Raw genomic sequence first — 17,708 nt, forward strand, 5'->3', positions numbered from 1 at the left:
ATTGTTGCTTGTATCTTTATTGTTTTGAATAAGTTATGTTTTAATTTGTTTATGCAACTTTATATGAAATTATAAGATAAAAAATGTATTTATAATGAAAAATTACATAAAGTGATTTACGTCATTTTGTTTTTGATTTATCTATTGAATATTTGCAATAATATTTAATTAATAAAATATATAATAGTTAAATTGTAATTAAAAAAATTTGTCATGACAATTCAAGAGATCGATGTACAAAATGAAATATTGGAAGTTAAAGTGGAGAAAAAAGCTTATGAAAAGCCAGTAATTACTTTGTTTGTTGTAGAGATGGAAGATAATATTTCTGCTGGATCTATTGTAATTGAAACAGACTATAATCCAATTATGGAAAGTTGGGATGGTACTGGGACTATTGAGGAGGAGAAAATGTGGTATTAGAAATGTTGGTTTGGTTGTTAATAGATTTTATTTAGTAACAAACCTTTCTAAAATTTCATTCTAAAAATTTTCACACTAACTATTAATTTTCTTCTTCTTAATATGTTTTTCAATAAGTTTTTATGGAAAGCGTCATGATGTTTTTAAACGGGAGACTGATGGTTACAGTGAGCTGGTTTAATTGGATTAATAGAAGTTTTATAATTATAAAAACGGAGTTAAGATTTACTTTTTATTGAAAATTTGAAACCACTAATTCTGGTTATAGGAATTTGAGTAGTTGCTGGAGTAGATCGAGCCTTAATTCAACTAGATTCAGCCCCTAATCTTATGGATCCATTTTAAGGATTTATTTGATTTCCTGTAGGCATTGTTATTCTGATAAACGGATTTAATTTTTTTACCAATAATCTAAAAATACATGAAAAATGATCAATTAGATAATTATAGTATTCCTTTAAAAGAGTTTTCTGAGGAATTGTATCAGACTTTTATGTTGTATATAGCCGGATTTAAGCATGAGGAAATTTCTGAATTTCTGAATATTTCGCTGGAAACCACTGAAAAAAGGATGACCTATATTCAACGAATATTGAGTTCTATAGATAATATTATCCCCAATTAATATTTTAAAATCAATGATCAAAATTGTTTTTATTAAGTAGCGTCTCCTCTCCGGAGTATTAATGTAAGAGGTGCATTTTAATGTACCTCTTCTCTTTTTAGCGGACTTAATAGTTTCTTATACTAAAAATGTTAAGTATATTAGTTAATGAACTAGCTTTTTGTTAAATACTTAACCTATCGAAAGACCTATGCTAAAACATCAGCTCATGCTATTACTTTTTGTTGTTTCCGTGCTAAATTTATCTGCGCAGCATAAAAAGAATGAAAATGATTTAGGGTATGCGGCAGTCAAAAAAATTAAGGATATCTTGATTTATGAAGACCCTCAATTTTATGTTGCATTTCCTTCTATTGTAAAAACAAAGAATGAATTTCTTGTAGCATTCAGAAGAGCTCCAAACCGCACAGCTTTGGGAGAAAACTACAATACACATACGGATCCAAATAGTTATTTAGTAATGCTTCGTTCAACAGATGGAGAACATTGGGGAAAAAATCCAGAAACGATTTATGCATATCCATTTGGAGGTTCTCAAGATCCCTGTTTATTGCGATTGAGGGATGGAACCTTGCTATGTACAAGCTATGGTTGGGCACCTGTGAAAAGTGAAGCCATAGAAAAATTGAAGAAGCCAGTATATAGTCAGGGAGGATTCGTTGCAATGGGTGGCTACCTGGTACGTTCTTTTGATGAAGGGAAGACCTGGTCTGATCCGATTTATCCACCCCAAGTAAAAGATGGTATTTATTTCAATGCCTTAGGGAACCCCATGCCCGCATACAATCGTGGAGCTTTATTTGAAAGTAAAACTGGCAGGATATTTTGGGTAGTTGCAGCCATGGATGATTATCCATTAACTAAAACATCCAACCATTTATTGTATTCTGATGATAAAGGATTGACCTGGACTTATTCTGCGGTAGTTGCTTCTGATCCGAAAATTGTTTTTAATGAAGCATCTGTTTATGAAACCCCTAAGGGTGATATTGTTGCTTTTATTAGAACAGAGAATAAAGAAACGCAAGCCTGTATAGCACGCTCAACAGATGGAGGAAAGACTTTTACTTGGAAAACTATGGGTTTTTATGGACATCCATTAGCTGCAGTACGTTTACCAGATCAACGGGTGCTTTTAACCTATGGCTATCGACAAAACCCTTGTGGCATTCGTGCAAGAATTCTCAATGCCGAATGTACCGATTTTGCAAGTGCTGAAGAGATTATTTTACGGGACGATAATGGTCCTGGAACCGACGTTGGGTATTCATGGCCGGTAGTAATCGATAAAAACAGGGCATTAGTCGTTTACTATATGACTAAACCGGATGGTATGCGTGTAATCGCAGGAACTTTAATAGCTTTTTAATCCTTCGTGCAAATAACCTAATTTCGCTTGCTTCAATGGTTGGGTTTATGTTTGTACAGGTTCCCAAACCAGCTGATCCAGCAATTACGCTGTTTTTGAAAAAATTATTTAATCATTTCAATCATGCGCTAGTTCCTTTGAACGCTTGTTCAATAGCTGTAATTAAATGTAGATCCCAAGCAGGTTATAGTGATAAGGATGTGAATGGTATTGATGCAGCGTCACTAACAAGAAATCCACAAACAGTTTTTCGAATATAAATGGTATTTTTCCAAAGCTGAGCAGCTTAATATTTTAACGGCTTATGTGCTCATCCTGAGGGAAATTTAACCTTTGCCATGCTGCAGTCACTACAGCATCTCCAAATGATAATTAATTCGCTACAAAAAATAAATTATTCGGGATTTGGAATTGAATTATATGGCAAGTTCATGAATAATTAGTGGACTCTTCTTACTTTAGATTCACTAACTATTAACAAACAAATTATTAATCCTCGTTTCATGAAAGCTCCAGAAACACATGGTACCTATGGTGCTTCACTTTTTGATATTAGGTGGAGGCAAAAGCGACAAGCAATTTTAGTTCGTGATAAGAATCGATGCGTTATTTGCCAAAACGTCCAAGTTCTTCAAGTCCATCATCGACAATACCATTTTATCAATCGGTTGAACTGTTTTAAAGAACCATGGGACTATCCCAATGAGTTATTGATCACCCTTTGTGCCTCATGTCATAAAAGAGGGCACCGAAAATATAAAATACCAACCAAATACATATAACCCAATGAGTCTATTTAACTTTTTTAAGAAAAAGCAGAACGGAAGCTCGACGGAAGATGCACTTATCAATGGCTATCTGCCTCCAATTCCAGAAGATATATTTGTCGAAAAAGAAGTCAATCAGGATATGACAAGCCCTGTTAATTCTTTTACGGGCATAAATGCTATTTTTTCGTATCTGCAATCGGATTTTGAATCGAAAGGGTTCAATGATGCGCTCACCAGTCCTGATGAAAAATATAAGGAAGATAATCTACGATTGATCAAATTTGACCTCGAGATTATTATTTCAAAAGTGAAGACCTATCACGACTCTTTCCTAAAAGAACTTGAATTTCATATTAATTCTAGAAAAAGGTCTGGATTGATCGATTTGGTGGAAGAGCTTCGTTCTAAAAAGGAAGACCTCGAGAATCACATCCATAAAGTTATCCTTATCGAGGAATCCCTCAAAACGGATTCCGGGCTTTTTGAACGGGCCATCCTAGCTTATAATCGGGGATTTACCAAAGGATTGGCTTCCATTACACAACGGACTTTACTTTCTAAAGAGTTTTAATATGAAGAAAAATCTATGGCTTAGATTTGGTTGCTTACTTACAGGATACAATTATTATCTGGTACAACTTTCTTGTGAACTTAGTGCAAAGGCCGTCAAAAAATTTACCTCTGCAATTTTGTTGATTGTCCTAGTTTGGATCTTTATAGCTTATTCTTTTGCGACCAATTATTTACATGTGGGTGTATGGGGTGGTTTGATAGCCTCCATTATAGCGGCATTTGTGGTTATTCAAATTGAACGTATAATTATTCTATCTACTAAAGTTAATAAGTGGTCTGTTACATTTCGAGTAGCTTTGGCGATTGTGATGGCTATATTGGGGTCCTTTATTATCGACCAAATCATTTTTAAGGACGATATCGAATTACGTAAAACCCAAATAATGGAAGATCGGGTAAAAGTCGCTATAAAAATTTCAGAAGCTGAGGTTGATGAACAGGTGAGAAATATGGACAGTAGCATTTTTCTATTGGAACAGCGATCACAAAAGCTTTCCGAAGAATTGCAAAAAAATCCAGTGATCGTAACTTCCTTTACCAATACTTCCGTGACACGCGATAATGAAGGTAATAGAATCAACAGTGTCAACTCCACCAATAAAATGGTGAATGAAAATCCTAAAAAACGGGAACTGGAACAAATACATGAACAAGTCAATATCCTGAATGGGCAAAAATTTAAAACATTAGGTTCTTTAGATTCTATAAAAGCAAATAAAGAAAAGGAACTTCGAAAATCATCGGGATTTATTGATGAGCTGAATATTTTGCATGAGGTAATTACAAGTTCAAAGATTGGGCTTCTGGTGTATCTTTTGTTCTTTTTCTTCTTCCTATCCATTGAATTATTTGTCGTGACCATAAAGGTTTTTGATAAAGCTTCTGATTATGACCGGTTAATAAATCACCAAACCGATGTAAGAATTAAAATGTTGGAACGACTGAATTTATAGCAATTAAAGTGCGAAAGCAGGAGGGGGCTAATGATCATTCATTAGCCCTTTTTGTTATTGAATTCGTGTATTATTTTTCATGTCATCTCTTTGATACTTGTTTTCTCGAAGACTATGGCTGGGGACATGTAAAGGTTTCTATTGGCGGTCTATTTTACTTTTAAAAAGAAATAGTTTAGTTTCTGATGCGACAAAGTTTCGATGAGCTAATCCTTTTTTTACGTTTTTTTTAAATTCATTTAAACGGAAATAAAACAGCTGGAAAATATTATCTTAACTATTAATGTGTTATTCTTTACTTGCCATTCCTTGGAATGGCTGAAATATAACAGATGGAATCGGCAAAATAAGTTGGTTTATAGATGTTAAATAGCTTGCTGATTTTCATGTTATTAAATAAATAGGTTCAACCCAAAGAGTAATATGCTATCCCTAAAATAATTTTACCACATATTTTTAAGTCTTACATCCTAACCAAGCTGAGACATCTTGATTTAGGCTGATATTTAATCAAAAAGTGAACGGTTATTGTCGGTCCAAAGCTTTTGAGCGATTGGATTATTGCTGTCCTCACTTCTGCTAGCGGTAACTCTAATGGTTTGATGGCTCATTAACTCATTGGCATAGGGAATCATGAGTTTTTCAATAGCTGATCTACCTTCAGCAAAAAGCCATGCATCTCTGTCTTTTTCAGCAATAATCAATGGCATGCGTTTCTTTTCATTATGTATTTCTTCCAATAAGGGATTTGCTGCCGTAGTAATGATGGAAAAGGTTGGGTAATGCTCACCTGTGCTTTGATCTGTCCAGTCGCTGTAAACAATTCCTAGGGTAAGTAAATCTTGTTTTGGGGCATAGATAAAATAGTTCTCTGTTTCTTTTTTGCCTGGGACACGATGCGGTTCGAAAAAGCCAGTCACGTAGAGTAAACCGCGTTGCTTTTCGATGTAAGGTTTGTAAGATGCTTTATCAAATATAGATTCAGCTTCCGCATTTAACGTATTGGCATATTTACTTGCTTCCTGTTCTGTTTTAATCCAATATGGAATTAATTTCCAACGAGCTTCTTGAATCAGTTCCGCATGTTGGTTTAATGTGACAGGAAGAATGGGTCGGGTAAATCCTGAAACATGAAACAGTTCTTCCGCTTGGTATTTAATCTCCTTTTTAGGAAATTTTGTTTTGAGGCTTGCTTTATTTGGTGCGCCGATATGATAACACATAGTTAAATGTACGTATATATTGTAAATTAATTGAATATCACGTATTTTGAAGAATAAAAGAAAGGGTAAATTTGAAACTCCTGCATGTAATATCCTTAACTAGGTGATTTATATCCTTTAAAACATACAGCTGCCTATAATTTTTAAAAATTGATGATTAAACTAATTAAGATCTGTTTTGTATTCCTATCGATATTAACGCAAGCGAATTCTATTTCTGCACAGCAAAAACAGAAACGTCCGAATGTATTATTTATCCTAGTTGATGATTTAAAGCCCGCTATACATGGGTATGGAGATACCTATGCACATACGCCACATATGGATCAATTAATCAAAGAAGGCGTTCGATTTGATCGAGCCTATTCTAATCAAGCCGTATGTGTTGCTTCGAGAAATAGTTTACTTTTAGGAAGTCGATCTACTTCAACAGGATTATATGATTTTGGTCGGAATTTTCGGCAATTTTACCCTGATGTGGTCACAATGCCTCAAGCATTTAAAAATCAAGGGTATCATTCACAAGCTATAGGAAAAGTTTTTCATATAGGACACCATACCTATAATGACACGATATCCTGGTCCGTTCCACATTTTCATGAAAAAATTGTGGAATATTTAAGTATGGATAAGTCTAAATCTGAAACTACCATCGAAGAAGCTTTATTTGAAAATGAAAGTTGGGAGTATGCATTGAAACAGGTTAAAGGTTTAGCTTGGGAATCTCCAGATGTGGAAGATGAGGCGTATGGAGATGGTCGAGTAGCAGGCAAAGCAGTAAAGGTATTGGACTCGTTGAAAAACGAGGATACCCCTTTTTTCTTAGCAGTAGGATTTGCAAGGCCTCATTTACCATTTTCTGTACCAAAGAAATACTGGGATTTGTATCAAGAAAATGAGTTGCCCTTGCCAGGAACAGAAGAACATCCCATGGGCGCACCGGATATGGCTATTAAAAAATTTGGAGAAATAGAACAATATCAAGATATCCCGAACTATAAAGAAGGGCAGCGCTATCCTGATCAGTTGAAAAGGAAGTTAATTCATGGTTATTATGCAGGAGTAAGTTATGTGGATGCTCAAATAGGGAAGGTGCTAGGCAAGTTGAAGGATGCTGGATTGGCGGAAAACACCATTGTGGTCCTTTGGGGTGATCATGGCTATCTTTTAGGTGATATGGGGATGTGGACTAAACATGTCAATTATGAACTTGCAAATCGAATTCCATTAATCATATCCTATCCTAAAAAAACATTAAGCAACCATGCCAGTACAAGTATTGTAGAGACGGTAGATCTTTATCCAACCTTGATAGAAATGGCTGGCTTAGAAATGCCAAAGAACCATGTATTGCCGTTTGATGGAAATAGCCTAAGAAAATTACTATTAAATAAGAAGCATCAAGTTGATTATGCTTACCATTGTTATCCTCGAAATGGGTGGATGGGAAGAGCTATTCGGACAGATCGATTTCGCCTTATTGAATGGCGCAATATTCAAAATGCCAAACTAGCACCCACTTATGAATTTTATGAATATGGAGAGGATTTGTTGGAGTATAAAAATATAGCCAATAAGGATAATATTAATTTTCAAAAGCTATTAAAGTTGTTAGAAAATCAACCCAACTTTAAACAGCCATTACCTGCAAGTCCAATTAAATAAGCTTAGGTCACCATGGACAAAAGCTATATTCTAAATTTATTTTTATAATTTAAAATTAGTATTTTTCTTACTAGCTAGTAATTAATAAAAAAAGGTTTGCTTGGAGGTTTTTTAGTTAATATATGTTTAGTGAATATTTAAAGATGTGATTTTAATCTTTTTTTTTAGTAGAATTTTAAAACAATTTATTAACCATATCTTTAAAATAGATAGCATTTCAAAAATTTGAATTATCTCAATTAAAATCATGTTAATAAACGAAAATTCGAAGTGTTGCTTGGGATGGTAGGATAAATTTGTACATTTCCTACTGTTGATATATTAACAACTATAGCAAATAATTGTTATTTTTGTATTAATAAGGGGTAATAAAATGGAATCAAAATCAAAGATCAATGTTTTATATGTAGACGATGAAGAAAACAATTTGTATTCTTTTAAGGCGACCTTTCGATTAAAATATAAGGTTTTCACGGCTATTAATGGAAATGATGCTATGGACATTATCCGTAATAATGATATCCAAATTATTATTACAGATCAGCGCATGCCTGGAATGACAGGCGTGGAATTTTTAGAGAAAGTGATTGAGTCTCATCCAAATCCGATGCGTATCCTGTTAACTGGATATACCGATATGACTGCTGTAGTAGAGGCCGTAAATAAGGGTAAAATCTTTTATTATTTAAATAAGCCTTGGAGTGAAAAAGAAATTGATGATATCATCGAAAAGGCTTATGAAATATACCTGAATAAGAAGGAAATCATAGAACAAAACTCTAGGTTAGAACTTTCAAATGAACAGTTTGAATTTTTATTACGTCAAAAATTATTATCCTAAATGAATGCTTTCAAATAGGATTATCCCTTGGAAGGAATAATCACTTTGAAAGTTGAGCCTTTTCCTTCCTTGGAGGTCAGTATAATTTCTCCATTCAATTTTTGAACTGCATTTTTAACATTGTAGAGTCCAAATCCCATTCCTTCCGCTTGATCACTAGCTCGATGAAATAAGTTGAAAATGACATCTTGACTTTCTCTCGGAATACCAATTCCATTATCTTCCACAATAATAACCACTTGATTGGGTTCAGTGTTGACTGTTACATTGATCGTTTTATGAAATTCTTCCTTTTTCTGGTATTTAATAGCGTTGGAAATAAGGTTATGTAAAATAAGTTCGATGATGGATTTATCGCAAATGAATGGATAAGATTGATCGGCGAATGTGTTGATAGTCACCCCTCTACTTTTTAGGAAAACATTGTAGAAGTCTATTAAATTTTCAAAAATGATTTCAAAATCGATTATTGAAAGATTTAAATCACCACGTCTTACTAAATAATATTCGCCTAAGTTGTCGATATATTCTTCTAATCGGACAACAGATTTCCTCATCAATTCTAGGATTTCATGAAATTGTTCTACACGATCAAAATCCATGGCAATTTTGATAGCTCCTACAATTCCAGATAAAGGATCTTTCAAGTCATGACTAACACTATAGGCAAATTTGTCTAATTCCTCGTATGCTTTTACAAGTTCACGGTTCTTAAGATCTAATAAGGAATGCGTCAAATAATAGCGATTAGCCTCTTCGATACAAGATAACATGTCTGCTTCATCCCATGGTTTTCGCATAAACCTAAACACGTTACCACGGTTTATAGCATCCAAGACTATTTCTGGATCTGGCAATGCCGTCAGTAAAATTCTCACCGGGCGCGGAAATTCTTTTTTTATACGTTCAAAGAAATCTACCCCTTGTTCCCCTTCCATTCTTTGATCACAGAAAATCATGCGAATGTCTAGGTGAGTTAATAAAATATTAACAGCCTCAATCGTATTGCTAGCAATATGCACGGTATAGCGTCTACGAAGCATGGCTTTGAACGCTATTAGATTATTTTTTTCATCATCAATGTACAATATTTCAATATCTTTTTCCATGAGATAAATGTCAGTTAGCTTTATAACCTGTTAATTGTGTTGTAAGTTTTGTTGGGTAGGGAGGATAATTGTAAATGTAGTTCCTAATCCTACCGTAGAATCCAACATGATTTTGCCTTCATGTCTTTCAATCGTTTTAAAGGCGATAGACATCCCTAGACCGGTGCCTTCACCTACGTCTTTTGTAGTGAAAAATGGCTCAAATATTCTTTTTTGTAAATCAACAGGAATACCTATACCATTATCGGTTATCTTAATCTCTATCGTATTATTTTCTTGGATATGATTCGTGATAATTTCAATTTTACCACCTGTATTTTCATCAAATTTTTTGGTTACCGCATAGATTGCATTGGTAAGTATATTCATGAAAACCTGATTTAATTTTCCTGGATAACACTCGATATCAGGTAGCTCTTGATAATGCCGTTCGACAATGATTTTTTCTCTTAGCATCGTGTTAAGAATGACTAAGGTTGATTCCACACCTTCATTGATGTTGGCGTATTTTAAAGTATCTTCATCTACTCTAGAAAAAATCCTTAAACTACGTACAATTTCAGCCGTTCTTTCAGCCCCTTCTTGAACACCTTTTAGTAAGAAATTTATTTCTTCCTTGAGGTAATCTATTTCATTGTCATCTTTACTATGATTGATTTGCTTTAGTTTTTCATTACGGTCAAGTTTCTCGTCGAGGGCAATTTCTTCCAATTGATCCATGACATCCCAAATGACTTGGATATCTCTTTTTAATGGAGATATGCTAGCAGTAACGAAATTAATAGGGTTATTTATTTCATGTGCAACCCCAGCGGTAAGCTGTCCTAAAGAAGCCATTTTTTCTGATTCAACCAATTGTGATTGCGTTTCTCTTAAGTTTGCTAAGGTTAGATTTAGGGAATTATTGGACTCTTGTAAATCTAAGGTTCTTTCTTCAACTTTTCGTTCGAGGCTAATATTCTGTTCTTTAATCAATCGTTCATTTTCCTGCGATATAGCTAATTCACGAACTTGCAATTCCATTACTTCTTTCCTGTAATTGTTGATTTTATCAGCAAGTGCAAAAGATAGTAAGAGCGCTTCAATGATTGAACCGATTTGGATAGCTCTATTGGTTAATAGGTTGTTGGGTAAAACCTGGTAATCTTTAAGCACAAAAATCAGTACACTGATCATGAATATATACCACGCAAATAAGAATAATTTGGATTGGTTATAGCTTGTTTTGGATAGGTTGAATGCTAAAATAAGGACAACTATAGCTCCGCCACCAGCCACGATATTCACGAGTTTATAGGAATAGGAAATATAGCCTAAAACCAATAAGATAATTGCTATTAGGTAACCAATTAAGAATATATTGAGTAATTTATTGAACCTTTTAGCACTTGTTGCTGTTTGTAAAAATGTTTTCACAAAAACAATCGTAGCGATTCCAGACATTGCCCCAGAAAAAGTGAGCAGCCGAGAAGTAAGCCATTCATTATTAAATTGGAAAACACGCTCAAATAGACCTAGTATGGTCAATTGCGCAAACATTACCCAAAATATGTAATTTACATAGCTCGCGTAATTTTTATCTCTTGTGGAAATATATATGAACCCATTATAGAAAATAAGGGATAACATCAAACCAAAGTAAATCGCTGATAATATATCTTCCTTTTGTAAAAACCAAAATAACCCTAAGGTACTAGTGATAGAAATGGGTACGGTTAATTGGGTTCGATTATTCAATTTAAAATAACAGGTAACCCGTTCACCTTCGTGAAACTTTAGTTCGTATAAATAAAATTGATGATTGAATTGTCTATCGTTGATTGCATCAGCAACAGTATATTTTACACTATCAATTTGATCATGATGAACAGCATAATAGGAAACTTGATCAATGTTTGGAAGAGATAGGATCACAAACATATTTCCTGCATAACTAGATTTTTCCAAATCGAACTTTACCCAATGAGTTTTGCCATCAATTCCTAAATTAGGAACGTCAATATTACTGTAGGTAAATAAATTTGGTTGATTTTTGACCTCTTCAAAAGTCATTTTAGCAGATTCATCAGTAAATATTTGCAAATTTTTGCCAATGTAAAACTGAGAATCTCCGTTAAACTTAACGACTTTTTCCTTCGGTAATTGTGCAAATAAAGCTGTCGAAGTTATTAAATAAACCAATATTAAGCAGTAGATATGTTTCATGTTTGCTTTTAACTATTGGATTTAATAATTTGATTTTCTAGATCAATATAATGCCTGCCAGAAATAATGGGTTGATTTAATAATAATTTTCGAGCTGCCCATGAAGTTACTCCAGCTCCTAACATGACTTCAGATGCTAATTGAGGCCAAGATTTTAGTGTTTTTCCAATTTCAGGCAATGATTTTTTCATGCCTAATGACAGTTCTTGGAAGTTTACTATTTTAAATAGGACTTCCATTTTTTGTTGTGGAGACCAAGAATCCATCGTATCAAGTTGAGTATCGTCAATTAATCCATGGAAAAGGGGGCGTTCAGGTTCTAAGTCGAATCTTTCAATGTCCAACATGCACCGATCATTTGTTTCCATAATCACGGGAATACCATATTGGCGAGCATGTAATCTACTTTGCACTTTCATTTCGAAGCCATCACATACTTCAATGAGTAAATCTAAGGGTTGATTTCCATTAAAAAACTGAGCTATAGTTTCCGATGTGAGGCCTTTATCGTAAACTTCTACGTTGATATAAGGGTCTATTTCAGCTATTTCTCTTGCAGCTAAAATAGCTTTGTTTTCTCCCAGATTGAATACTGAGGACCGTAGACGATTGAGATTACTTAAATCCAAGCTGTCAAAATCCGCCAATTTTAAAGTACCACCAATTCTTTCCATCGCGATAGTCACTGCAATTGATTGTCCAATGGATAGTCCAATGATACCAATTGTTTTAGTGGACAATAGGGCTTGTTCTTCCGGTTCTAATTTAAGTTGATTACGATTTGTTCGAACTTCAATAAAATCTGTTTCAGGAAGCAAATGTATTAAGGCGTTTTTCCAAGGGTAGTAAACCCAAGACCCCAGTTTTTCTAATGGTTGATCTTGTACATATTCCTGATAGAAAATCGGGTAATTTTGTAAGGAAATGTCTTGAGGAAATCGGCATTTATATAAATCGATAACCTGCCTCTCCAAGTAATCTATGATGAGCAAGTTAGGATTATCAATTTTGAATTTATCCAATTCTAACACATGTATTGGATTATTCATTTGATAAATAATCGTACGATAAAAGCTTGTAATTGTAGAAGACATGGGGCGTTTTTCTTATAAAATCATAATATTCTCCGGGTTATTTTCAATAGTGATATTTCTTGGACCGTTGGCCATCTTAACGATCTCTTGAAGATTCCAATTGTTTAGATTATTAAGTCCTAAATCATAATGAATTTCAATTTCTTTATTTCGTAGTGTTTCAATCCTAGCACCCACGCTCATAGCTCTTAAATCTAGAATAGCTTGTCTATCTTCTTCGGATGCCAAGGGTAGGTTAATGACATCATCTAAAATCATGGTAGTTGCTAATAGATCTAATTTTGGATAATAAAATGTTCCATTGTTTCCAACTCCCGTTTCTTGTCTGTATCCTACTGCTTTAGTCAGGTTGATAGTGTAAGGTGCACAGAGTGCAAAAAGGGAATTTAGGCCTATTTTAGGGGCAATTGCAATAGCTGCACGGGTTAGGAAAATACTTCCAATTCCATATCCAGCAATTTCTCGAGAATTCCATAGTCCACAGCCTTCACCGGTACCATCTTGCGCAAATGACCAAACTAAATCTAATATTTTTGGATCCATCAATCCTGTTGCCTCTTCAATAGGTAATGGTTGTGTTCCTCCTGCCACATGGATGCGTGCTCCTCCATAAACAGAAGAACCATCCAATGATTCAACAATTAGAACAAAGGCCGCTGGATTGTACATCCAGTCATCTTTTGAGGAAGTTACTTTTTTGACACCTATGGAAGTGAGAACATGTTCATGTCCTTTAATAAACCTTTTGCACGTATCTGGATCGTCAATAGCTCGAAAAGCCCTTAGTCGTACAGTTGGTCTGTTGTTATTTAAAATTAATGACACTCTTTCGTATTTGTTTCTGGTAGAAATACATCTATACTATCCAAAAAAATGAATAGATGTTCAGACATGCTTTCAAATATAAAATTAACTATTGGTATGATAAAATCTATTTTAAGCCATCCATGAATTTTAATTTTACTTTATTAAACTCCTGCTCCATTCTTTTTCCAATATGTACTTAGAAATTGGATATCAGTAGTCTAAAAATCAAGTTAAAATAATAGGTATATCAGTTAGTTTATTGTTGGGCTTACAATGATTTAAACACAAAACTTATTTATTAAGCGAAATTTTATGAATACAATAATAATACAGGAAATTCATTAATCCAAATAAGAAAGGATAAAAAATCCCATAATTCAGTATTGATTTTAAGTAATTATAAAGATTTTTTGAATTTTGATAAAGATGTGTGAAAAGTATAACATTTGTTTAGAAATTTTGAATAATTAATTGACTGAATTTAGCAGATACGTGAAAAAAAATAGATGTAATTACATCTATTCATGAATTAAAAATTGGATATCAAGCTTATTTTGTATTTTAAAATGATGTTTACATAATAATTACTTAGTAGATTGAAGTAATTCTTATTTTTGCGCTCTGAAATCTAAACTATGAACTATTTTCAAAATTTTTGGAATTTAACGTTTGATTCCAAAACGAAATCGGATATGCCATACCTGGAATTGAAAAGAATGGAAATGGTAAATTTCATAGCGATCATGTGTATCATACCGACTATAGTTTTTGCTTTTTTTAATATTAATGAGGGAAGATTTTTGTTGGCATTTATTAATGTATGTAATACCATGTGTGGGGTAGCTGTATTGATACTTCAATATCAACGGAAATTTCATTCAGGAAAAGCCGTTCTTCTGATTAGTAATTTTATTTTTTATTTAGCGGGGGCAATTTTATACAAAAATGGAGGAGAATATTTCCTGCTAAGCATTTTGATTTGTTCAATGTTATTGTATGATCAAAAAATCATTCATCTAATTTTTGGAATTTTAGTAGCGATTTCGATTGGAGCTACTATTTTATTACGGGATGAATTTTCCCTAGGCGCTAATGTTCCTAAAATTAGAACCGTTTACAATATGATGACGGCACTCGGTTTTATCGTATTTGCAGTAAATTATTTTTTGCTAATTATCTATCGAAACTCTAAAGAAATCGAAAAACAAAACGAGGAATTGAAAGTAATCAATGCCGATAAAGAAAAGGTTTTTTCAATTATTGCACATGATGTTAAAGCTCCTTTTGCGAATATGGAGAGCCTCGTATATGGTTTGCGAGAACGTGTATTAAATAATCAGGATTCCATTCAATTCATTAATGAAATCTATCAAGATATACAAAACCAAAATCAGGTCTTAGATGATGTTTTGCAATGGGGAGGGAGCAGTATGCAGGGCATTTCAAATAAAACGTCGAACATCAATATATTTTACTTGCTGGAAGATGTTATCAATCAATTACAGAATCAAATCTCAAAAAAAGAAATAAACTTGAATTTAAATATTTCAAAAGAATATTTAGTGCTTGGAAATAGAGAACAGTTATTAATCGTGTTTCGAAATGTAATTACAAATGCTATAAAATTCAGCTATTCTTCAAGTCAAATTGATATATATTTAACCTTTTTGAACGCCAATTTAACTGTTCATATTAAAGATTATGGGATTGGTATAAAAGACAATGATCAATTGCATTTATTTAAGGTTCGTACAGGTAATTCTGTAGGGACAAATAATGAACCTGGAACAGGCTTTGGATTATTACTTTGTAAAGATTTGATCGAAAGGAATAATGGCAGCATCAGTATTCAAAGTAAATTAAATGAAGGATCCATATTTTCCATTTCCCTGCCTGCCGAACAAACGACTGAATATTTAATTTAGAATTTTAACTTCCTGCTTCGTTCAATTACTTGTTTTTTTACGGATTATTTACTTTTTCTAATGCATTTTGGATACAGCTATTAATTTGCTTTTCTAAATCTCTGCCTAGTTCTACAGAACCTTTGACATTTATATGTTTATCATCGTAATAAATTAATGTGTCTTTTAAATAGGGAATGTCCTTGAATATTTTACTTTGGGAAAGATCTAAAACTGAAATGTTTGCATGTTGAGAAAGCAAGGCATTTAGTCGGCTTTTATAAAGCGTTCTATCTACGACTTGAAATTTAGGATTTCCTTTTTTAAGAATGGATTGGGTTACGCGGACGGGATTTCGATTAATAATAGGAAATGTGTTAACTAGAATAATTCGTTGATTAGGCTTTAATTCCTGAGCTAATTTGGAGATAGCATTTGAGAAACTTGGGTATTCATCCAAGCCGTTAGTAGCGATGATAATTACATTCGATTCATTAATTAGTTCATAGGTTTTATCAACTTGTTTCCTTGAATTATCGTAATAAATCATATCTACGTTTTTAATTTCTTTCGTATCAATTCCGTTAATAGCTGGAAAGCTATCATCGGTCATTGTTTTGAATGAAAATTCATTATTCCTACCTACATAATCTAAAGTTGGTTTGATAACATTGGCGTGACTATCTCCAATGAGAAGAATTTTTGGATGTCTATCGGATTTTGAACCTAAGGTGTCGACTTGAAGGTTGTTGTGTGACCCTATAGAAAATGTGGCGCGACTGTATTCGTCTGGAATTCCTTTTTTGTATTTGGGCGTTAAGAAGAAATAACTAATTATGGCCATAGGAATAACGAGTACACTTAATATACTGATCACCTTTTTATTGGACCATTGCCTGAATGTTTTTTCAATAAAGGTATATGATAACCATCCTAACACAAATGTCAGCACGGTGATTAGAATCATGTCTTTATTATTAAAAACATAACCCTCGTAAGTTCCGTTTTTATACCTAATCAAGGCCATAACTGGCCAATGCCATAAGTACAATGAATAGGATAGGGTACCTATGAATGTCATCGGTTTTGTAGCAAGGAATTTGGTGATCAGATTTTCATTTGAAATTAATATGAAAGCGATACCTACACAAGGAAACAAAGCAATAACACCTGGCGAAAAGGTGTTTTCGTGAATAATAGCTAAGCTGACTAATAAAATAAATAACCCTAGAATAGCAATGGGGAGATGTACTTTGTTGTTTTTAATCCCCTTCGGTAAGACAAGGGTGAAAAGCGATCCGATTAAAAATTCAGGAACTCTTGCCCATACCGAGAAATAGGTGGCCGTGGATATCGTATGTTGTGATATTTGATATTGATAATACCCTGTAATTACAAGAATAATACTGGCCATAATGAAAGCGAGATATTTTCTTTTTATAAAGATTAAAACAATGGGAAGAAGAAAGTAAAACTGCATTTCAACTGCTAAAGACCAGGTATGAAGCAATGGATTTTCTGCTAATTTTGCGCCGAAATAGGAATCACTATTTCCTAGATAAAAATTGGAACAAAATAGCATAGCTGAAACAACTGATTTTCTTAACGTGAGTAGGTCAACAGGTAAAAATAGGATATATCCAGCGATTAAAACAGCCAAAAGTAACATGTAATAGGCAGGACCAATTCTTTTGATTCTGCCGAGGTAAAAATCGATGGAATTAAATTTATTTTTATCAATTTTTGTTAGAATAATTGCGGTGATTAAATAACCACTGATAACAAAAAACAAATCCACCCCGATAAAACCACCGGGCAACCAATTTGGATTTAAATGGAAGATAAAAACACTGATAAAAGCTAAAGCTCTTAATCCTTGAATATCATTTCTGAACTCCATAACTTATTGAATAATGGTGTCAAAGCTAGAAAAGAAATGGTGTGATTTATGAATTGAATAGCGGATTGCTGCTATTAATTATTAATTGTAGTGATTTATCTAAGATGTTAATAGTTAAGCAGTAATTGAAAGAATTTCATGCTATTTGGAGGTTTTAAATTTTTGAAATAGGACTTTAATAAATGCTGTTTTTAAATAATTGATGCTTGTTTTAATTGTTGTATTGGAATTACAGCTTTCCAATTTA

At 33.3% G+C, this 17,708-nt stretch carries 15 protein-coding genes; 9 read left to right on the forward strand and 6 right to left on the reverse strand.

Translation table 11 applies throughout. From position 1 onward, the window contains the following. Positions 1-213 precede the first annotated feature (213 nt). From ACFRAE_RS08350 to ACFRAE_RS08375, 6 genes are all read left to right on the forward strand, one after another. Positions 214-423, forward strand: coding sequence for a hypothetical protein (locus tag ACFRAE_RS08350; protein ID WP_422796685.1), 210 nt, complete (start codon positions 214-216; stop codon positions 421-423). 421 nt (positions 424-844) lie between these two features. Continuing rightward, the gene (locus tag ACFRAE_RS08355) at positions 845-1,048 is read left to right on the forward strand and encodes a hypothetical protein (RefSeq protein WP_422796686.1); all 204 of its coding nucleotides are present in this window, start codon (positions 845-847) and stop codon (positions 1,046-1,048) included. A gap of 208 nt (positions 1,049-1,256) precedes the next feature. Beyond that, the gene (locus ACFRAE_RS08360; RefSeq protein ID WP_422796687.1) at positions 1,257-2,417 is read left to right on the forward strand and encodes a sialidase family protein; all 1,161 of its coding nucleotides are present in this window, start codon (positions 1,257-1,259) and stop codon (positions 2,415-2,417) included. A gap of 503 nt (positions 2,418-2,920) precedes the next feature. Then, on the forward strand, positions 2,921-3,199 hold the full coding sequence (locus ACFRAE_RS08365) for an HNH endonuclease (protein ID WP_422796688.1): 279 nt from the start codon (positions 2,921-2,923) through the stop codon (positions 3,197-3,199). Between the two features lie 4 nt (positions 3,200-3,203). Next, positions 3,204-3,758 carry a hypothetical protein gene (locus ACFRAE_RS08370; protein ID WP_422796689.1) on the forward strand — a complete coding sequence of 185 codons (555 nt, stop codon included), beginning with the start codon at positions 3,204-3,206 and terminating at the stop codon, positions 3,756-3,758. 1 nt (position 3,759) lies between these two features. Beyond that, a complete protein-coding gene (locus ACFRAE_RS08375; RefSeq protein ID WP_422796690.1) occupies positions 3,760-4,713 on the forward strand; it encodes a DUF4407 domain-containing protein in 954 nt (317 codons plus the stop codon). A 506-nt stretch (positions 4,714-5,219) separates the two neighbouring features. Here the strand turns inward: ACFRAE_RS08375 and ACFRAE_RS08380 are convergent. Then, positions 5,220-5,936 carry an SOS response-associated peptidase gene (locus tag ACFRAE_RS08380; protein ID WP_422796691.1) on the reverse strand — a complete coding sequence of 239 codons (717 nt, stop codon included), beginning with the start codon at positions 5,934-5,936 and terminating at the stop codon, positions 5,220-5,222. 153 nt (positions 5,937-6,089) lie between these two features. Here ACFRAE_RS08380 and ACFRAE_RS08385 point away from each other — a divergent pair, with 153 nt between their 5' ends. Further along, complete coding sequence (locus ACFRAE_RS08385; RefSeq protein ID WP_422796692.1) at positions 6,090-7,601, forward strand: sulfatase; 1,512 nt, start codon at positions 6,090-6,092, stop codon at positions 7,599-7,601. A 373-nt stretch (positions 7,602-7,974) separates the two neighbouring features. Continuing rightward, positions 7,975-8,442, forward strand: a complete 468-nt coding sequence (locus tag ACFRAE_RS08390) for a response regulator (protein WP_422796693.1) — start codon at positions 7,975-7,977, stop codon at positions 8,440-8,442. 20 nt (positions 8,443-8,462) lie between these two features. Here ACFRAE_RS08390 and ACFRAE_RS08395 read toward each other — a convergent pair whose 3' ends face one another. Genes ACFRAE_RS08395 through ACFRAE_RS08410 form a run of 4 tightly spaced genes read right to left on the reverse strand, consistent with a single transcriptional unit; the run spans position 8,463 to position 13,675 of the window. Next, entirely contained in the window at positions 8,463-9,551 is a 1,089-nt protein-coding gene (locus ACFRAE_RS08395) for a sensor histidine kinase (RefSeq protein WP_422796694.1), read from the reverse strand. A gap of 30 nt (positions 9,552-9,581) precedes the next feature. Further along, complete coding sequence (locus tag ACFRAE_RS08400; protein ID WP_422796695.1) at positions 9,582-11,756, reverse strand: sensor histidine kinase; 2,175 nt, start codon at positions 11,754-11,756, stop codon at positions 9,582-9,584. Positions 11,757-11,764: 8 nt separating this feature from the next. Further along, a complete protein-coding gene (locus ACFRAE_RS08405; protein WP_422796696.1) occupies positions 11,765-12,850 on the reverse strand; it encodes a ThiF family adenylyltransferase in 1,086 nt (361 codons plus the stop codon). 12 nt (positions 12,851-12,862) lie between these two features. Continuing rightward, entirely contained in the window at positions 12,863-13,675 is an 813-nt protein-coding gene (locus ACFRAE_RS08410; protein WP_422796697.1) for a hypothetical protein, read from the reverse strand. 617 nt (positions 13,676-14,292) lie between these two features. Between ACFRAE_RS08410 and ACFRAE_RS08415 the strand changes: the two genes are divergently transcribed. After that, positions 14,293-15,582 (forward strand): sensor histidine kinase, encoded by a 1,290-nt coding sequence (locus ACFRAE_RS08415; protein ID WP_422796698.1) that lies wholly within the window; start codon positions 14,293-14,295, stop codon positions 15,580-15,582. Positions 15,583-15,619: 37 nt separating this feature from the next. Here ACFRAE_RS08415 and ACFRAE_RS08420 read toward each other — a convergent pair whose 3' ends face one another. Continuing rightward, positions 15,620-17,461, reverse strand: a complete 1,842-nt coding sequence (locus ACFRAE_RS08420) for an acyltransferase family protein (protein WP_422796699.1) — start codon at positions 17,459-17,461, stop codon at positions 15,620-15,622. Between the last annotated feature and the right edge of the window lie 247 nt (positions 17,462-17,708).

This window comes from Sphingobacterium sp. HJSM2_6 (assembly GCF_049316305.1).
Lineage (GTDB): Bacteria > Bacteroidota > Bacteroidia > Sphingobacteriales > Sphingobacteriaceae > Sphingobacterium.